General features: G+C 72.7%; 14 protein-coding genes. 9 read left to right on the top strand and 5 right to left on the bottom strand.

Annotated features, from left to right (window positions below; genetic code table 11):
* Positions 1-88: 88 nt before the first annotated feature.
* Positions 89-1,672: an AMP-binding protein gene (locus ACQUSR_RS12875; RefSeq protein ID WP_431042720.1), complete on the bottom strand. Its 1,584-nt coding sequence runs from the start codon at positions 1,670-1,672 to the stop codon at positions 89-91.
* A 187-nt stretch (positions 1,673-1,859) separates the two neighbouring features.
* Between ACQUSR_RS12875 and ACQUSR_RS12870 the strand changes: the two genes are divergently transcribed.
* The 4 genes from ACQUSR_RS12870 to ACQUSR_RS12855 all read left to right on the top strand — a co-directional run bounded on the left by ACQUSR_RS12870 (position 1,860) and on the right by ACQUSR_RS12855 (position 6,350).
* On the top strand, positions 1,860-3,167 hold the full coding sequence (locus ACQUSR_RS12870; RefSeq protein ID WP_431042719.1) for an amidohydrolase family protein: 1,308 nt from the start codon (positions 1,860-1,862) through the stop codon (positions 3,165-3,167).
* Positions 3,158-4,312 (top strand): acyl-CoA dehydrogenase family protein, encoded by a 1,155-nt coding sequence (locus ACQUSR_RS12865; protein WP_431042718.1) that lies wholly within the window; start codon positions 3,158-3,160, stop codon positions 4,310-4,312. The genes ACQUSR_RS12870 and ACQUSR_RS12865 overlap by 10 nt, the downstream gene beginning before the upstream one ends.
* Before the next feature lie 6 nt (positions 4,313-4,318).
* Positions 4,319-5,398 (top strand): acyl-CoA dehydrogenase family protein, encoded by a 1,080-nt coding sequence (locus ACQUSR_RS12860; protein ID WP_431042717.1) that lies wholly within the window; start codon positions 4,319-4,321, stop codon positions 5,396-5,398.
* 448 nt (positions 5,399-5,846) lie between these two features.
* Positions 5,847-6,350: an ATP-binding protein gene (locus tag ACQUSR_RS12855; RefSeq protein WP_431042716.1), complete on the top strand. Its 504-nt coding sequence runs from the start codon at positions 5,847-5,849 to the stop codon at positions 6,348-6,350.
* A gap of 278 nt (positions 6,351-6,628) precedes the next feature.
* Here the strand turns inward: ACQUSR_RS12855 and ACQUSR_RS12850 are convergent, their stop codons facing one another.
* Complete coding sequence (locus ACQUSR_RS12850) at positions 6,629-7,555, bottom strand: cyclase family protein (protein WP_431042715.1); 927 nt, start codon at positions 7,553-7,555, stop codon at positions 6,629-6,631.
* Between the two features lie 168 nt (positions 7,556-7,723).
* Here ACQUSR_RS12850 and ACQUSR_RS12845 point away from each other — a divergent pair, with 168 nt between their 5' ends.
* The 4 genes from ACQUSR_RS12845 (at position 7,724) to ACQUSR_RS12830 (ending at position 12,686) form a co-directional block, all read left to right on the top strand.
* Complete coding sequence (locus ACQUSR_RS12845; protein ID WP_431042714.1) at positions 7,724-8,635, top strand: SDR family oxidoreductase; 912 nt, start codon at positions 7,724-7,726, stop codon at positions 8,633-8,635.
* A 210-nt stretch (positions 8,636-8,845) separates the two neighbouring features.
* On the top strand, positions 8,846-10,084 hold the full coding sequence (locus tag ACQUSR_RS12840; protein ID WP_431042713.1) for an acyl-CoA dehydrogenase family protein: 1,239 nt from the start codon (positions 8,846-8,848) through the stop codon (positions 10,082-10,084).
* Positions 10,081-11,547 (top strand): aldehyde dehydrogenase family protein, encoded by a 1,467-nt coding sequence (locus ACQUSR_RS12835; RefSeq protein ID WP_431042712.1) that lies wholly within the window; start codon positions 10,081-10,083, stop codon positions 11,545-11,547. The genes ACQUSR_RS12840 and ACQUSR_RS12835 overlap by 4 nt, the downstream gene beginning before the upstream one ends.
* A 71-nt stretch (positions 11,548-11,618) precedes the next feature.
* A complete protein-coding gene (locus ACQUSR_RS12830) occupies positions 11,619-12,686 on the top strand; it encodes a zinc-binding dehydrogenase (RefSeq protein ID WP_431042711.1) in 1,068 nt (355 codons plus the stop codon).
* Here the strand turns inward: ACQUSR_RS12830 and ACQUSR_RS12825 are convergent.
* A complete protein-coding gene (locus tag ACQUSR_RS12825; RefSeq protein ID WP_431042710.1) occupies positions 12,676-13,806 on the bottom strand; it encodes a GlxA family transcriptional regulator in 1,131 nt (376 codons plus the stop codon). The two genes, ACQUSR_RS12830 and ACQUSR_RS12825, sit on opposite strands and share 11 nt — an antisense overlap.
* A 117-nt stretch (positions 13,807-13,923) precedes the next feature.
* Here ACQUSR_RS12825 and ACQUSR_RS12820 point away from each other — a divergent pair, with 117 nt between their 5' ends.
* The gene (locus ACQUSR_RS12820; protein WP_431042709.1) at positions 13,924-15,267 is read left to right on the top strand and encodes an MFS transporter; all 1,344 of its coding nucleotides are present in this window, start codon (positions 13,924-13,926) and stop codon (positions 15,265-15,267) included.
* Between the two features lie 25 nt (positions 15,268-15,292).
* Here the strand turns inward: ACQUSR_RS12820 and ACQUSR_RS12815 are convergent, their stop codons facing one another.
* Complete coding sequence (locus ACQUSR_RS12815; protein WP_431042708.1) at positions 15,293-15,973, bottom strand: flavin reductase family protein; 681 nt, start codon at positions 15,971-15,973, stop codon at positions 15,293-15,295.
* Positions 15,974-16,021: 48 nt separating this feature from the next.
* Positions 16,022-16,906: an enoyl-CoA hydratase/isomerase family protein gene (locus tag ACQUSR_RS12810; protein ID WP_431047550.1), complete on the bottom strand. Its 885-nt coding sequence runs from the start codon at positions 16,904-16,906 to the stop codon at positions 16,022-16,024.
* Positions 16,907-17,039: the final 133 nt, after the last annotated feature.

Below are 17,039 nucleotides of genomic sequence, written 5' to 3'. Positions count from 1 at the left end.
GTACGCCCATCGCCGACTGACCCGCGTACGCCCACCGCCGACCGTCCCGCGTACGCCGACCGCCGACCGTCCCGTGTACGGGGCCCCGTCACCCCCCGAACCGCTCCCGCAGCTTGTACTTGATCACTTTGCGCAACGTGTCGTTGCGCGGCAGCCCCTCCACCACCTCCAGCCGTTCCGGAAGCTTGTGCCCGGCCAGGCCCGCGCCACGCAGATACGCGGTGACGGCGTCGAGGGTGAGCGGCGCGGCGCCTGGGGGCTGTTCGACGACGGCGCAGACCAGCTCGCCGCGCACCGCGTCCGGCAGCCCTATGACGGCGGCGTCGCGCACGTCCGGATGCGCGTACAACAGCTGCTCGATCTCCTTGGCCGAAATGTTCTCGCCCTTGCGGATGATGACGTCCTTGGCGCGGCCGGTGAGCACGAGATACCCGTCCTCGGTGACGTGCCCGAGGTCGCCGGTGCGCAGGAAGCCGTCGGCGTCGAACGCCTCGGCGGTCTGGGCGGGGTCGAGATATCCGGCGCAAACGGCCTCCCCGCGCAGCCGGATCTCTCCGTCCTCGCCCGCGGGCAGGACCGCGCCGTCCCGGCCGGTGACCCGGATCTCCATACCGGCCGGCGGCCGTCCCTCGGTGGTGGCGAGCCGGTCCGGTGGGTCGTCCGGCGCCCCCATGGTGATCATGGGTACCTCGGTCATGCCGTAGCCGTGCGTGAGCCCGCACCCCAGCTCGCGCACCACCTCGTGGTACAGCTCCGGCGGCTTCGGGGCGCCGCCGCCCGCCAGCAGCCGCAGGGCGGGCAGGACCGGTCGCCCGGGGCACTCGCGCTGCTCGGCCAGGAACATGGTGTAGAAGACGGTGCTGCCGCCCGCGATCGTGACGCCGTGCCGCCGGTACGCGTCGAGTGAGCCGGGCAGCGCGAAGTGCTCCAGCAGCATGGCGGGGAAGCCGCACAGCAGCAGCATCACGATGTAGTCGGCCCCGCCCACATGGGCGTACGGAAACGCCATCGACCCCACGTCGTCCGGCCCCGGGCGCAGTGCGCGGGCCAGGCAGGACCCCGCGGCGATGAGGCTCCGGTCGGTGTGCAGCACGCCCTTGGGGTCGGCGGTGGTGCCGGAGGTCCAGTAGATCCAGCGCGTGGCCACGCCGTCGGCCGGTGGTGGCGGCAGCAGCGCCGGATCGCCTTCGGGCAGCGCGTCGTACGCCTCGAAGACGCGGGGCGGTGCGGGCAGCCGGGCTGCGAGACGGTGGGCCATGGCGGTGTGGTCGAAGCCGCGCCAGGTGCCGGGGACGGCGAGGAACTCCGCCCGCGCCGCGCGCAGCGCGAATCCGGCCTCGTGCTCGCGGTACGAGGGGATCAGCGGGCTCTGGACGGCGCCGAGCCGTGCCAGTGCCAGGGAGAACACGACCGTCTCGATACGGGTGGGGAGTTGCCAGGCGACACGGCTGCCGGGGCGCACGCCCAGCGCGGACAGCCCGGCGGCGGTCCGCTCGGCGCGGGCGCGCAAGGCACCGAAGCTCACCCTCCGGTCGTGCCGGGCCGAGTCGGCGGCCTGGAGGAGAGCGGTGGCGTCCGGGGTGCGTTCGGCGCGGCGGTCCAGCAACTCCCACAAGGTCCCCGAGGCGTCGAATGCGGCAGCGGTGCCCTGTCCCCGCGCGCTGTCGGGCATGGCGGCCTCCAGTGAGCTGACGAAGAGTCAGATTGGGTGGGGAAGCGTAGGGCTCCGCGCCTTGTCGGTCCAGGGGTCGCGAGCTAGCCTCGAAGAAGAGAATCTGACAGATCGTCAGAATTCCTGGCGTCGCAGGTACTGGACCAGCAGTACCGGTGATCAAGAGCAGCAGCCGAAGGGATGGGCGATGAAGCAGCCGCTGCCGCGCATCGTGAGCGTCGACGACCATGTGATCGAGCCCGCGCACCTCTTCGAGACGTGGCTGCCGGCCAGGTACCGGGACCGGGGCCCGCGCCCGCTGACCGCGGGCATCGGGGAGCTGGCGTACGTCGGCGGGAAGTACCGGATCACCATGGACCCGGACGGGCGGCCCACCGACTGGTGGATCTACGAGGACCTGAAATTCCCGTACAAGCGCAACATCGCCGCCGTCGGTTTCTCCCGGGACGAGATGACCCTGGAGGGGATCACCCGTGAAGAGATGCGGCGGGGCTGCTGGGACCCGAAGGCCCGGCTGGCGGACATGGACCTCAACCATGTCGAGGCGTCGCTGTGCTTCCCCACGTTCCCGCGGTTCTGCGGCCAGACCTTCGCCGAGGCGCACGACAAGGAGGTGGCGTTGGCGTGCGTGCGGGCCTACAACGACTGGATGGTGGAGGAGTGGTGCGGTGACAGCGGGGGCCGCCTGATCCCGCTGTGCCTGATCCCGCTGTGGGACGTCGACCTCGCGGTCGCGGAGATCCGCCGGAACGCCGCCCGCGGGGTGCGGGCCGTGACCTTCAGCGAGATACCGACCTACCTCGGCCTGCCGAGCATCCACAGCGGCTACTGGGGCCCGTTCTTCGCCGAGTGCGAGGCGACGGGCACGGTGGTGTGCATGCACATCGGGTCCTCCTCCCAGATGCCCGCCGCCTCCCCCGACGCACCGACCGCCGTCCAGGCCACGCTCAGCTTCAACAACGCCATGGCCTCGATGACGGACTTCCTCTTCAGCGGCGTCCTGGTCCGCCACCCCCGGCTCAAGCTCGCCTACAGCGAGGGGCAGATGGGCTGGATCCCGTACGCGCTGGAGCGCGCCGACGACGTGTGGGAGGAACACCGCGCATGGGGCGGGGTCCGCGACCTGATCCCCGAGCCCCCGTCCACCTACTACTACCGGCAGATCTACTGCTGCTTCTTCCGCGACAAGCACGGCATCGCGTCCCTCGACACGGTCGGCGTCGACAACGTCACCTTCGAGACCGACTACCCGCATGTCGACTCCACGTTCCCCGACACCGAGCGGGTCGCGCTGGACCACGTACGGGATCTGGACGACGAGACGGTCCACAAGCTGATGCGCGGCAACGCGATCCGGATGCTGGACCTGGACCTGGACCGGAACCCAGGGCGGAACCCGGACCCGGAACGGAATCCAGGGCGGAACCCAGAACGGAACCCGGCCCCGGACCCAGAACCGGCCCCGGAACCGGACGCGGGCCGCCGATGGACCTGACGTACACCGAAGCGGAGGAGGAGTTCCGGGCCGGGCTGCGGCTGTGGCTGCGGAAGGCGCTGCCCACCCTGCCTCCCAGGCCCGCGCCCGAGGACTGGCCGGCGCGCCGGGCGTACGACTGCGGCTGGCAGCGCATGCTGTACGACGCCGGATACGCCGGACTCCACTGGCCCACGGAGGCGGGCGGGCAGGGCGCGACCCCCACCCAGCACCTGATCTTCCTGGAGGAGACCGAGCGGGCGGGTGCCCCCTATGTCGGCGCCGGCTTCGTCGGGCTGCTGCACGCCGGACCCACCGTCATCGCCGAGGGGACTGCCGGGCAGCGCGCGCGCTGGCTGCCGCCGATCCTGCGCGGCGAGCAGGTGTGGTGTCAGGGCTTCTCCGAACCGGAGGCCGGGTCCGACCTGGCGGCCCTGCGCACCCTCGCGGTGCGCGACGGCGACCACTACCTGGTGACGGGCAGCAAGATCTGGACCTCGCACGCGGAGATCGCCGACTGGTGCGAACTGCTGGTCCGCACTGACGCCGACGCGCCGAAGCACCGGGGGATCAGCTGGCTCGCCATGCCGATGGACGCGCCCGGGGTGACGGTACGGCCGCTGCGCACCCTCGCCGGGACCGCGGAGTTCGCCGAGGTGTTCCTGGACGAGGTGCCGGTGCCCGTCGCCAACCGGGTCGGTGCGGAGAACGACGGCTGGCGCGTCACCATGGTGACCCTGTCCTTCGAACGCGGCACCGCCTTCGTCGGCGAGGTGGTGGCCTGCCGGCGGGTGCTGGGCGAACTGGCGCGGGCCGCCCGGGCGAACGGCCGATGGGACGACCCGGTCCTGCGGCGACGACTGGGGCGGCTGGCGGCCGACTTCACCGCGCTGTGGCGGCTGACCCAGTGGAACGTGAGCGAGGCGCAGCACTCCGGCGGCGTACCGGGCGTCGGCGGCTCGGTGTTCAAACTGCGCTACGCCCAGGTGCGGCAGGAGCTGTACGACGCGGCGGCCGCGGTGCTGGGCCCCCAGGCGCTGGACGCGGGCCAGCCATGGACCGCGGACCGGTTGTCGTCGCTGTCGTACACCATCGCCGCCGGCACGACGCAGATCCAGCGGAACATCGTGGCCGAGCGCATCCTCGGCCTGCCGAAGGGGCGGTGAACCGCCATGGACTTCCGGCTGGACGAGGACCAGCGGGCGCTGCGCGCGGGCATGCGCGACCTGCTGGCCCGGCATGGCGTGCCCGCCGCGCGGGAGCCGTTCGGGCCAGCGGCGGAGGGCGGCGACGGAACGGTCCGCGCGTTGTGGCGGGAGCTGGGCGCGGCGGGGTTCTTCGCCCTGCGGCTGGCCGAAGCCGACGGCGGTGTCGGGCTGGGACTGCCCGAGGCGGCACTGGTCTTCGAGGAGGCGGGACGGGCGCTGCTCCCCGGCCCACTGGTCGCCACACATCTGGCGGCCGGCGCGGTGCCGGGCGCGGCCGAAGGCGACACGCTGGTCACGGCGATGGACCTGGGCCAAGCACGCGGTGATCCGGACCGGGACGTGCTCGTGGAGCACCTGAGCACCGCCGACGTCGTTGTCGCCGTGGACGGCGCGCGTGTGTGGACACTGCCCGCGTCCGTGGTGCGGAGCGCGGCGCGGCCCATACGGTCCGTCGATCCCGGCACCCCCTTGGCCGCGGTGTCACTCCGCTCCGTCCCGCCCTCCGCCACGCTCTCCGCCATGCCGTCCTCCGCCGCGCCGTCTTCCGTGTCGCGCGGGCCGAAGGAGGCCGGGGCGGCCGCGGGCCCCGGAGCCGCGGCCGGGCGGTTCCGGGCGGGGGCCGAGCTGCTGAGCGCCGCCCAACAGCTCGGCAGCGCCACCCGTACCGTCGAGACGGCGGTGGAGCACGCGCGGCGGCGCACTCAGTTCGGCCGGTCGATCGGCTCCTTCCAAGCCGTCCAGCATCTGTGCGCGGAGATGCTGGTACGGGTGGAGGTCGCCAGGGCCGCCGTGTACGCCGCCGCCGTCCTGGGCGCCCCGGAGGAGACCGCGGCGGCCGGGCTGCTCGCCGACGAGGCCGCGGTCCGTAACGCGCGCGACTGTCTTCAGGTCCACGGAGGCATGGGTTTCACCTGGGAATCGGATGTCCATCTGCACCTCAAACGGGCGTGGGTTCGGGCTGAGCTGTGGCGAACGGCCGCCGAGGCCGAAGAGCACCTCGCCGCAGCGCTCTTGACAGGGCAAGATGTCGGATTTGATAGGTAAGAGGCGTAAATGTTGCGGTGGCGGGGTGGTATCGGCGGTGTCCGTTTCTTACGGGATGCTCTCGGGCCCGCCAGGTCACCGAGCGTTGATATCGCGTTGTGTCCTAGGTGTGACTCGTTACAGGGGGGAGTCGGGGGTGGCCTCGGGTACCCTCCGTTGGGTGCGAGTGGTTCCGAGGCGCAGTGATACCGGAGTGGCCGTTGAGGTCGCGCCGGAATATCGAATGCGCCCCGCTCGCGCAGGGTGGAAGGGCGCGGTGCCCCGCTGTTCGACTCCCCGCAGTGCGCGTCGCACAGCCATCGGTGCGCGTACTCCTAAGCGCTGGTATATGCCCGAAGCGCTTGTTGGGGTGACTGTACGTCAACCATGCTGTCCCGGAAGGGAGTCACGGTCCGTGATCCTTTCGAGGCGTGAGGCGATGTGTCCGCCGGTTCGGATGGTGTGAACGGTGCAGGTGCTTCAGGTGCAGTTGGAGGTCCGGCCCGACCCCGCGGAGGTGGGGCGTGCCCGGCGGTGGGCCCGTTCGCGGCTCACCGGGTCCGGGATAGGTGCGGACGAGCCGCTCGCTGAAACGCTCATCCTGCTGATTTCCGAGTTGGTCACCAACGCTGTCGTGCACACGGGCTGCCCCGCCGTACTGCGGATGCTGCTGCCCGAGCCCGTGCCGAACGGGCGGCCCCTGCCCGCCGGAGGTACCGCGGGAGCCGAGGCTGTGGTCTGCACGGTCCGGGTCGAGGTCGTGGACGTCAGCGCCCGCGCGCCCCGGCAGCGGCACGCCGACGAGGCCGCCACCAGCGGGCGCGGCCTGGAACTGGTCGACGGGCTGGCCGACCGCTGGGGCTGGCAGCGTGAGGGCACCGGCAAGCGCATCTGGTGCGAGATCGACCGCAGCGAACCACTGCTGGCGGCGGGCGCCTACGAACCGTCCTACCCCGCCGCGAACCGCGTCTGAGCAGGCAAGTCCAGACCAGGTGTTGACGTGTGGTGCACGTCTGATCACTCTAGGACGCAGCGATTCGTCGCGAGGGGACGCCGAGGCCCCTGGGACCTCATGTCCGACAGGGCTCTTCCTCGGCGAGTGCGGGTCGCGACCCGACGCGGATACAGGGCATCGGCGTCGGGATCGGGCGGCGGCGCGCGGTGCCGTGCTCGGGGTGCGCATCGGCGTGCCGCCGCCCGACCGGCCCGCCCGCCCCCTCGGGTGGACGCTGCCCCTGCCGCGTGCCGGGGTCACAGGATCGCGACGGGGGCGACCGGGGCCCCCGCCCCTCCGGCGAACGGCTCGGGCGTGGCGGACAGCAGGAACACATGGCGCCGCTCGGCCGCACACACCTCCGACAGCTCCTCCAGATTCCAGTTCTGCCCCTGCGGCATCCCCATCTCGACGAGATGCAGCGCGTGCACGCCCAGCCACAGCCCCTCGATCTCCGGCGGGAAGATCTCGAAGGTGAGCGTGTCGTTGGCCACGGCCGCCACGTCCCGGGCGTGGAACCACTCGGGTGTGCGGATCGACAGGCCGGGGGAGGGGAACGCGTACGTCTCGCGGTCGCCCTCCAGATAGCGCTGGATCTGCCCGGTCCGCACGAGCACGATGTCGCCGGAACGCACCCGCGCCCCGGCCAGTTCCTCAGCTGCTTCGAGGTCCTCGGGGGTGACGGCACGCCCGCCCGGCAGGCGGCTGTGGCCACGCGCGCGGGCCACGTCCAGCAGGACGCCGCGCGAGACGATGTGCCGGGCGGTTTCGATCCCGCTGAACCTGGCGCGGCCGTGGGCGGTGACGGAGTCCGCGGGGCGGCCGTTGTAGATCTTCCCGGAGTGCGAGACGTGCGTCAGGCCGTCCCAGTGGGTGCCGGCCTGGAGTCCCATCGTCACCGCGTCGTCACTGGTCGCCACCGTGCCGGGGCCGAAGGGCTCGGTGTTGATCGCGATCATGGTGTGCAGGGGGTTGATCCGCCCCGGGATCATGCCGGTCTGGATGCCGTCCTGCCGGAGCGGAACGGCGAGCGGGACGCGACGGCCGCGGGCCACTGTCGCGGCGGCCGCCCGGACCGTCGCATCGGTGATCAGGTTGAGGGTGCCGATCTCGTCGTCCTCTCCCCAGCGACCCCAGTTGTTGACGCGCTTGGCGATGTCGTGGAACGCGGGCGGCAGTGACATGGACCCTCCTCGCTTCGGGTTCGGATTCCCGGTTCCCGGTTCCCGGGTTCGGGTTCGGGTTCGGGCTCGGGTTCGGTTCGGGTTTCGGGCGGGGCCGGGGGCTTGTGCTCGGCCCGGGTCTGCCCAAAAATCTAACGGACCGTCAGATACTCCGGGAGGGGACCGGACGTGGGCAGCTTCTTGGCAGGCAAGGTGGTCGCCGTCACCGGGGCCGGGCGCGGTATCGGGCGGGCCGTCGCGCTCGCCTGCGCGGCCGAGGGCGCGAAGGTCGTCGTCAACGACTACGGGGTCGCCGTCGACGGCGGCGAACCCACCAGCGAGATCGCGGCGGCGGTGGTCGAGCAGATCGAGTCGGCGGGCGGCGAGGCCGTGGCCGTCGCGGACGACGTGTCGACCATGGCGGGTGGTGAGCGTGTCGTGTCGATGGCGCAGGCCCGGTTCGGCCGCGTCGACGGTGTGGTGTGCGCGGCCGGCATCCTGCGTGAGCGGATGCTGTTCAACATGACCGAGGAGGAGTGGGACCCGGTCGTCGCCACCCACCTGAAGGGCACCTTCACCGTCTTCCGTGCCGCGGCCGCCGCGATGCGCCGCCAGAGGTCCGGCACCCTCGTCGGCTTCACCAGCGGCAACCATCAGGGCAGCGTCGCCCAGGCCAACTACGCCGCCGCCAAGGGCGGGGTCATCTCTCTGGTCCGCAGCGCCGCCCTCGGGCTGCACAAGTACGGGGTGACGGCGAACTGCGTCGCGCCCGTGGCCCGCACCCGGATGTCGGCCGGAGTGCCCATGGAACTCAAGGAGATCGGCGAACCGGAGGACGTCGCGCCCCTCGTCGTCTACCTGCTCAGCGACCGCGCCCGAACGGAAGGCATCACCGGCCAGGTCTACACGGTCGCCGGCCCCAAGATCGCGGTCTGGGCGCAGCCGCGCGAACTGCGCGCCGGGTACGCGGATGGCGCCTGGACCCCGGAGAGGATCGCCGACTTCCTGCCGGGCACGGTCGGCACCGACCCGATGCCGATGCTGGCCCGGCTCGACGCGATGGCCGCCGCAGCGGCGGAGGGGCAGCGCCCCAACGCGTAAGACCCCGGCCCGTGACCGGACCCCGCCCCTCGGCGCCCACCCCCACACGGTGGGCGGGACAGCCCGAGCCGACCCCCGCGGGGCGCACCGGGCAGCCCGAGCGGGCCGTCGAACGGCAGGCAGGGCAGCGCGAGCGGGCCCTCGCCCGCCAGGCACGGCAGGGCGCGCGGGCACCCGCGTGGCAGGTGAGGCAGGGCGAGAGGAGATGTCGTGGACTTCGCATTCGGCCCGGAGGACGAGCGGTTCCGCCACGAGGCCTGCAGTTGGCTGGAGGGACACCGCCCCGGTGAGGCGTCCCTCCAGGGACGCCGAGCCTGGGAGCGGGAACTGGGCGCCGCGGGCTGGATCGGCCTCGGCTGGGACCGCGGCCACGGCGGCTACGGCAACCGGGCCGCGACCCTGACCCAACAGGTCGTCTGGGCGGAGGAGTACGCCCGCGCCCAGGCCCCCGCCCGGCTCGGCCACATCGGCGAGAACCTGCTGGCCCCCACCCTGCTCGCCTTCGGCGACGAGGCGCAACGCGCCCGCTTCCTGCCGCCCGTGGCGCGCGGCGACGAGCTGTGGTGCCAGGGCTACAGCGAGCCGGAGGCCGGTTCCGACCTCGCCGCGCTGCGCACCACCGCCGTCCGCGACCCCGCCGACGGCGGTTACCGCGTCACCGGGCAGAAGATCTGGACCTCGCTGGCGGGCGAGGCCGACTGGTGTTTCGTCCTGGCGCGTACCGAGCCCGACTCCAGACGCCATCACGGACTCTCCTTCCTGCTCGTGCCGATGGACCAGCCGGGTCGCATCGAGATCCGACCGATCCGGCAGCTGACCGGAACGGCTGAGTTCAACGAGGTGTTCTTCGACGGCGCGGCCGCCCGCGCCGACCACCTCGTCGGCGGCGCGGGCCATGGCTGGCGCGTCGCCATGGGCCTGCTCGCGGTGGAGCGCGGAGTCTCCACGCTCGCCCAGCAGATCGGCTTCGCCCAGGAGCTGAGCCACGTCGTACGGCTGGCCCTGCGGACCGGCACCGCACACGACCCGGTGCTGCGGGACCGGCTCGTACGGCAGTGGGCCGAGCTGCAGACCCTGCGCTGGAACGCCCTGCGCACCCTCGGCGCCACCGGTGACCAGGGCGCGCCCAGCGTCGCCAAGCTGCTGTGGAGCGGCTGGCACAAGCGGCTTGGCGAACTGGCGGTGCAGGTGCGCGGCGCCGCGGCGGCCCTCGGCCCGGCGGACTGGGCCGAGGACGGGTCCTACGAACTCGACTCCCTCCAGCGGCTGTTTCTCTTCAGTCGCGCCGACACCATCTACGGCGGCTCGGACGAGATCCAGCGATCCGTCATCGCCGAGCGTGTGCTGCACCTCCCCAAGGAACCCCGCCCCGACGCGCACCGGCCGGGGCCGCCGCCCGTGCCCCCGTCCCGGTCGCCGACCGCGCACCAGAAGGGCTCACCGGCATGACCAAGACCTACGGCCTGTGGATCGACGGCTCCTGGCGCATCCCCGCCCGGGGCCACTACCCGGTCATCAACCCCGCCACCGAGCAGCCGGTCGGCCACGCCCCCGACGCCGCCCCGGCCGAGGTCGCGGCCGCCGTGGAAGCCGCCCGCACCGCCCTTCCTCTCTGGTCGCGCACCGATCCGCGGGAGCGCGCCGCCGTCCTCGATCGTGCCGCCGCCCTGCTGACCGGGCGCGCCCCTGAGCTGGTGCCGCTGCTCCAGGCCGAGACAGGCGCGACGCTGCGCCTGACGTCCCGCATGCAACTGCCCACCGCCGTCGACCGCTTCCGCCGCTACGCGCGCGGAGCCGTCGAGCCCGCCACCGTCCCACTCGCCCCGCACCCGGTGGGAGCCACCCCGCTCGCCCCGGGTGGGCTGATCGGCGCGGCCGCCGTCCGCCGCCCGATCGGTGTCGTCGCCTGTATCACCTCCTACAACTTCCCGCTCGTCAACCTCGTGGGCAAGGCCGCACCCGCCCTCGCCATGGGCAACACCGTCGTCGCCAAGCCGGCCCCGCAGGACCCCCTGGCCTGCCTGGAACTCGGCCCGATCCTCAAGGAGGCCGGGCTGCCGGACGGTGCCTTCAACGTGGTCACCGGATCGGGCCCGGACGCGGGCGCGGCGCTCGTCGCGCACCCGGACACCGACCTGGTGAGCTTCACCGGATCCACCGCCGTGGGAAAGCGGATCGCCGAGACCGCGGGGCGGTCGATGAAACGCACCCTGATGGAGCTGGGCGGCAAGGGCGCGGCCATCGTCCTGCGAGACGCCGACGACACGGTGCTCAGGTCGGCGGTCGCGGGGGTCGGCTCGGTCTGGTCCTTCCACAGCGGACAGATCTGCACGGCACCGACCCGTGTGCTCGTCCATCGATCGCTGTACGAGCGGGTCGTCACCGATCTCCGAGATTACGCTGAGTCACTGACAATCGGGGACCCTGTGGATAACTCCACGATCGTCGGCCCGCTGATCTCCGCCGCGCAGCGCGACCGCGTCGAGGGCCATGTCGCGGGAGCCCGCGAGCAGGGCGCGCGCATAGCCACCGGTGGCCACCGCCCCGACCTCAAGCCCGGCTTCTACGCCCCGCCGACCCTCATCACCGACGCCGACCCGGCGATGACCGTCGCCCAGGAGGAGATCTTCGGACCGGTCGTCGTCGCTCTTCCCTTCGACGACGAGGACGAGGCGGTCCGGATCGCCAACGGCACCCCGTACGGCCTCTACGACTACGTCTTCAGCGCCGACACCGGCCGCGCCTGGGCGCTCGCCGCCCGGCTGCGCAGCGGCAACGTCGGCATCAACACCGTGCAGCGCCACCCCGAGACGCCCTTCGGCGGCTTCAAGGACAGCGGAGTCGGCCGGGACGGCGGATCGTTCGGGCTGCACGCCTACTCCGAACTCCAGTCGGTCGTCTGGACGTCCTGACCGCCACCACCCGAGCGGTCCCGGGCCGACCCCATGGACCCCCCCGGCCAACAGGAAAGAGGAGAAAGGCCATGAGAGGAGTCGTCTTCGACGGCAGAGCGCCCCGGCTCGCCGACGACCTGGAGGTGCGGGCCCCCGGCCCCGGCGAGGTCCTGGTGGCCGTGGCCGCCGCCGGGCTGTGCCACAGCGACCTGTCGGTGCTCGACGGCGCGATCCGCTTCCCCACCCCCGTCGTCCTCGGCCACGAAGGCGCGGGCGTGGTCGAAGCGACCGGCCCCGGCGTCACCCATGTCGCCCCCGGCGACCACATCGCACTCTCCACCCTCGCCAACTGCGGCACGTGCGCCGACTGCGACCGCGGCCGCCCCACCATGTGCAGGTCCGCCATCGGCAGGCCCGGGCGGCCGTTCACCCGGCGCGGCGAGTCGCTGTACGCGTTCGCCGCCACCTCCGCCTTCGCCGAACGCACCATCGTCACAGCCGTCCAGGCGGTGCGGATCCCCACGGCCATCCCGCTGACCTCGGCCGCCCTCCTCGGATGCGGCGTACTCACCGGCGTCGGGGCCGTGCTCAACCGCGCCCGAGTCGACCGCGGTGACACCGTCGTCGTCCTCGGCGTCGGCGGCATCGGACTCAACGTGCTGCAAGGGGCCCGGATCGCCGGAGCCCTGACCGTCGTAGCCGTCGACACCAACCCCGCCAAGGCGGAGCCCGCCCGCCGCTTCGGCGCCACCCACTTCATCGACGCCTCCGCCGAATCCGACACCTTCGCCGCGGTCCGCCGCATCCTGCCGACCGGGGCCGACCATGTCTTCGAGTGCGTCGGCAGCACGCGCCTCATCCGGCAGGCCGTCGACCTGCTCGACCGGCACGGCCAGGCGGTGCTGCTCGGCGTCCCGGCGGGCACCGCCGAGGCGTCCTTCCTCGCCACGTCCCTCTTTCTCGACAAGTCGATTCTCGGCTGCCGGTACGGCTCCTCCCGTCCCCAGCGCGACATCACGCTGTACGCCGAGCTCTACCGCGACGGCCGACTGTTGCTCGACGAACTCGTCTCCGCCACCTATCCGGTGGCCGACTTCGCGAAGGCGACGCAGGACGTACGCGACGGACGGGTGCTGCGCGCGGTGCTCACGTTCTGACGGCGCCGAAGCCCCGGCCCGCGCCCCTGCCTCCGGCGGAAGCGGAACGGAACGTCCGACGGTAGGCGGTGGGGGAGACGCCGAGTGCCGCCTGCAGGTGCTGCCGCATCGACGCCGCCGTACCGAAACCGGCGTCCCGCGCCACCTGGTCCACCGACAGGTCGGTGGACTCCAGCAGATGCCGCGCCCGCTCCACCCGCTGCCGCACCAGCCACTGGCCGGGGCTGGCCCCCACCTCCTCACGGAACCGGCGGGTGAACGTCCGCACGCTCATCGACTCCTGCTCGGCCAGCTCGCGCAGGGAGATCGGCCGGTCCAGCCGTTCCAGCGCCCAGGCGCGCGCCGACGTCGTGGTCGCCAGCTGTGGTTCGGGGACGGGACGCTCGATGTACTGCGCCTGCCCGCCGTCGCGGTGCGGCGGCACGACACTGCGCCGCGCGACCTCGTTGGCGACCGCCGCCCCGTGGTCGCGGCGCACCACGTGCAGGCACAGGTCGATGCCCGAGGCGACCCCGGCCGAGGTCAGCACATCGCCGTCGTCGACGAACAGGACGTCGGGGTCGACCTTGACGGAAGGGAAGAGCCGCTGGAAGTGGTCGGCGCTGTTCCAGTGGGTGGTGGCGGGGCGGCCGTCGAGCAGCCCGGCGGCGGCCAGTACATAACTTCCCGTGCAGATCGACATCATGCGCGTGCCGGGCCGGATCCTCGCGAACGCGGCGGCCAGCAGCTCGCTCAGCCGCCCCTCGCGGTACACGGGACCGCGCTCATAGGAGGCGGGAACCACGACGGTGTCCGCGCCGGCGAGCACCTCGGGCCCCAGCTCCACCATGATGGTGAAGTCGGCGTCGGTGCGCACCGGCCCGGGCTCCGGCGTGCACGTGACCACCTCGTAGAGCCGCGTGCCCTCGGGCGACCGGGCCTTGCCGAAGATGCGGTACGGGATGCCGAGCTCGAAGGGGATCACCCCCGGCAGCACGAGGACGACGACCCGGTGCGGGCCGCCCCGGCGCGGCCCGGAGCCTGGCCGGCGCGGTGTACCGGCCTCTCCTCCGGCTGCGCTCGCCTCGCCCCTCCCCGCGCTCGCCTCGTCCCCGCCTGTGCTCGCCTCGTCCCGTGGCATACGGTCCCTCCCGCTCCGTAAGGGCCGTCCAGCGTAGCTCCTGCCGTGGCCCGATCCTGATGAATGCTGGCCCACCGGCCACTCGTCCGGGGCGTGACCGCTCCCGATCCTGGTCCGGTGACGCAGACAGCCCGGCTTCCCGAAGAGCGTGACCGCACGCCCGAACACCGCTCCCGCGCGGCGCGCCGACACCGCACATGGCCGTTGCACCGTGCCTGGTGGGTGGCGGCCGTCGCCTTCGTGACCATCATCGGCGCGGCCGGATTCGCGTCGCTGCCGGGCCTGCTGATCGAGCCGCTGCACGAGGAGTTCGACTGGTCCCGCGGCACCATCGGGTTCGCGGTCTCCGTGAACCTCGCCCTCTACGGGCTCACCGCGCCGTTCGCCGCCGCGCTCATGGACCGCTTCGGCATCCGCAAGGTCGTCGCCTGCGCGCTTACGGTCATCGCCACGGGCGCCGTCCTCACCGTCTTCATGACCGAGAGCTGGCAACTGGTCCTGTGCTGGGGTGTGCTCGTCGGCCTGGGCAGCGGCTCCATGGCACTCGCCTTCGCCGCGACGGTCAGCGAGCGGTGGTTCGTCAAACGGCGCGGCCTGGTCACCGGCATCCTCACCGCGGCGGGCGCGTCCGGACAGCTGGTCTTCCTGCCGTCGCTCTCCTGGATCGTCGACCATTACGACTGGCGCCCGGCCGCGGTCACCGTGGCGCTGGCCGCGCTCGCCGTCGTGCCCTTCGTATGGCTGCTCATGCGCGACTACCCGGTGGACGTGGGTCTGGTGGCGTACGGTGCCGAGGGGCCGCCCGCGCCGCGTCCCGAGCCCCGCCGCGGCGCCGCCAGGCGCGCCGTGCGGGCGCTCGTGGAGGCTTCCCGGACCGGCACCTTCTGGCTGCTGGCCGGCACCTTCGCCATCTGCGGCGCGACCACCAACGGACTGGTCAAGACGCACTTCGTACCCGCCGCACACGACCATGGGATGGCGGTCACGGCCGCGGCCGGGCTCCTCGCGGTCGTCGGGGTCTTCGACATCATCGGAACCATCGCCTCCGGCTGGTTCACCGACCGCTTCGACGCGCGGCGGCTCCTGGCTGTCTACTACGCGCTGCGCGGCCTGTCCCTGATGTTCCTGCCCATGCTGATGTCCGACCACGTCCACCCGCCGATGGTGCTCTTCATCGTCTTCTACGGACTGGACTGGGTCGCGACCGTGCCGCCCACCATCGCCCTGTGCCGTGAGCAGTACGGCGCCGACAGCGCGATCGTCTTCGGCTGGGTGCTCGCCTCCCACCAGGTGGGCGCCGGCCTGGTCGCCTTCCTCGGCGGTGTCGCCCGGGACAACTTCGGTTCGTACGACGTGGTCTGGTACGCCTCGGGCGGACTCTGCGCGATAGCCGCGCTGATGGCGCTGGTGATCAGGCGGCGAGACGCCGAGGAGGCGGGGGCGGTGCCGTTGGCGGCCTGACGAGAGCCCCCCCCGTTCGGCGGACTCAGTCCCGCCGGGGCGTGAAGGTGCCGAACGAGCCCCGATGGAAGAGCAACGGCCCGGGCTCCGCGGCGGCTTCGTCCGTACCGAGGGCCTCGACCCGGCCCACGACGACGAGGTGGTCGCCACCGGTGTGCACCGCGTGGATCGTGCAGTCGATCCATGCCGGTACGCCGTCGAGCAGCGGCGACCCGGTCGCGGCCGACGGCCCGTGCGCCACCCCCGCGAACTTGTCGGGCCGCCGGGCCCCGCTCACCGCGAAGGCGCGGCACAGTTCCCGCTGCCCGGCGCCCAGGACGTTGACGCAGAAGACCCCGGCGCGGGCGATCCGCGGCCACGTGGTCGAGGTGCGGGCGACCATGAACGCCACCAGGGGCGGTTCGAGGGAGAGCGAGGTGAAGGACTGGCAGACGAATCCGGCCGGACCGGCTTCCCGCGCCGCGGCGGGGGCGGTGACGACGGTGACGCCGCTGGCGAAGTGCCCGAGGACGCGCCGGAACTCGGCCGGATCCGGTGGCGGGCGCTCGTCCTCGCGCACGGCGCGCAACGCGGGCGGCGGCAGGGGAACCAGGGCCTGCGGATCGGCCGCCGCGACGCCGTACGCCGTCGGTGCCGCCGTACCGACGGACGTCAGGTAGCGCACGGCGGTGGCGGCCATTGCGGCATGTCCCATCATGCCGTCCATTGAATCTGATGGTTCGTCAGATAGGAAGCGGGTGGTGCGGGCCGGTGGTCAGTGGCCGTGGAAACGAGGGGTGCGGCGTTCGACGAAGGCCGTGACACCCTCGCGGGCGTCGGCCGTGCTCATGTTGATCTCCTGAGCCGCGGCCTCGGCGGCGAACGCGGCTGTCCGGTCCGCCTCCAGCGAGGCGTTGACCAGCTGCTTGGTGAGGGCGACGGTGCGGGTCGGGCCGGCGGCGAGGCGCTCGGCCCACGCCCGTGCCGTCTTCGCCAGTTCGCTGTCGGGGACTACGCGGTTCACCAGCCCGAGCCGCTCGGCGTCGGGGGCGGACAGCGCGTCGCCGAAGAACATCAGCTCCTTGGCCCGCTGCGGGCCGACCAGCCGGGGGAGGAGATACGCGCCGCCGCCGTCGGGCACCAGCCCGCGCCGTACGAACGCCTCGACGAACACGGCGGATTCGGCGGCCAGCACCAGGTCGCAGGCGAACGCGAGATGGGCGCCGAGTCCGGCGGCGGTGCCGTTGACCGCGGCGATGACGGGCTTCTCGCAGTCGAGTACGGCGGCGATGAGCCGCTGCGCGCCGAGCCGGATCGTACGGGTCACGTCGCCCGCGATCCGTTCCCGCCGCCCGGCGCCGCCCGTGCCGTCCCGGTCGTGGTCCGCGTCGTTCGCACCGCCCGCGGCTCCGCCGCGCAAGTCGGCACCGGCGCAGAACCCGCGGCCGGTGGCGGTGAGGACGGCCACCCGGACGGCCGGGTCCGCGGAAGCTTCGCCAAGCTGCCAGATCAGGTATTCCCGCTGGTCAGGGGTGATGGCGTTGAGGACTTCCGGGCGGTTGAGGGTGATCCAGGCGACGCCGTTGTCAGTGGCGTGCCGTACAACGGAGTCAGGCGGTTCTTCGGGGGAGGAGCCGCCGTGAGAGGGGGTGCCGGACATGGGGGAGTCGGGCATGGGGCCGCCGGTCGTGGAGCGGTTGGGCGCGATGTCGTCTGACGTGGGGCGGTCGGGCATGGGGCCGTCGGACGTGGGGCGGTCGGGCACGGAGTCGTCGGACGTCGGGCGGTCGGGC

The organism is Streptomyces sp. P1-3, assembly GCF_050613155.1.
GTDB lineage: Bacteria > Actinomycetota > Actinomycetes > Streptomycetales > Streptomycetaceae > Streptomyces.
This window is presented reverse-complemented; position numbering and strand designations above follow the sequence as displayed.

Excerpts from the sequence above, each read along its gene's own strand:
- ACQUSR_RS12875 (WP_431042720.1), bottom strand. The coding sequence starts at position 1,672 with ATGCCCGACAGCGCGCGGGGACAGGGCACCGCTGCCGCATTCGACGCC.
- ACQUSR_RS12870 (WP_431042719.1), top strand. The coding sequence starts at position 1,860 with ATGAAGCAGCCGCTGCCGCGCATCGTGAGCGTCGACGACCATGTGATC.
- ACQUSR_RS12865 (WP_431042718.1), top strand. The coding sequence starts at position 3,158 with ATGGACCTGACGTACACCGAAGCGGAGGAGGAGTTCCGGGCCGGGCTG.
- ACQUSR_RS12860 (WP_431042717.1), top strand. The coding sequence starts at position 4,319 with ATGGACTTCCGGCTGGACGAGGACCAGCGGGCGCTGCGCGCGGGCATG.
- ACQUSR_RS12850 (WP_431042715.1), bottom strand. The coding sequence starts at position 7,555 with ATGTCACTGCCGCCCGCGTTCCACGACATCGCCAAGCGCGTCAACAAC.
- ACQUSR_RS12835 (WP_431042712.1), top strand. The coding sequence starts at position 10,081 with ATGACCAAGACCTACGGCCTGTGGATCGACGGCTCCTGGCGCATCCCC.
- ACQUSR_RS12830 (WP_431042711.1), top strand. The coding sequence starts at position 11,619 with ATGAGAGGAGTCGTCTTCGACGGCAGAGCGCCCCGGCTCGCCGACGAC.
- ACQUSR_RS12825 (WP_431042710.1), bottom strand. The coding sequence starts at position 13,806 with ATGCCACGGGACGAGGCGAGCACAGGCGGGGACGAGGCGAGCGCGGGG.
- ACQUSR_RS12815 (WP_431042708.1), bottom strand. The coding sequence starts at position 15,973 with ATGGACGGCATGATGGGACATGCCGCAATGGCCGCCACCGCCGTGCGC.
- ACQUSR_RS12810 (WP_431047550.1), bottom strand. The coding sequence starts at position 16,906 with ATGTCCGGCACCCCCTCTCACGGCGGCTCCTCCCCCGAAGAACCGCCT.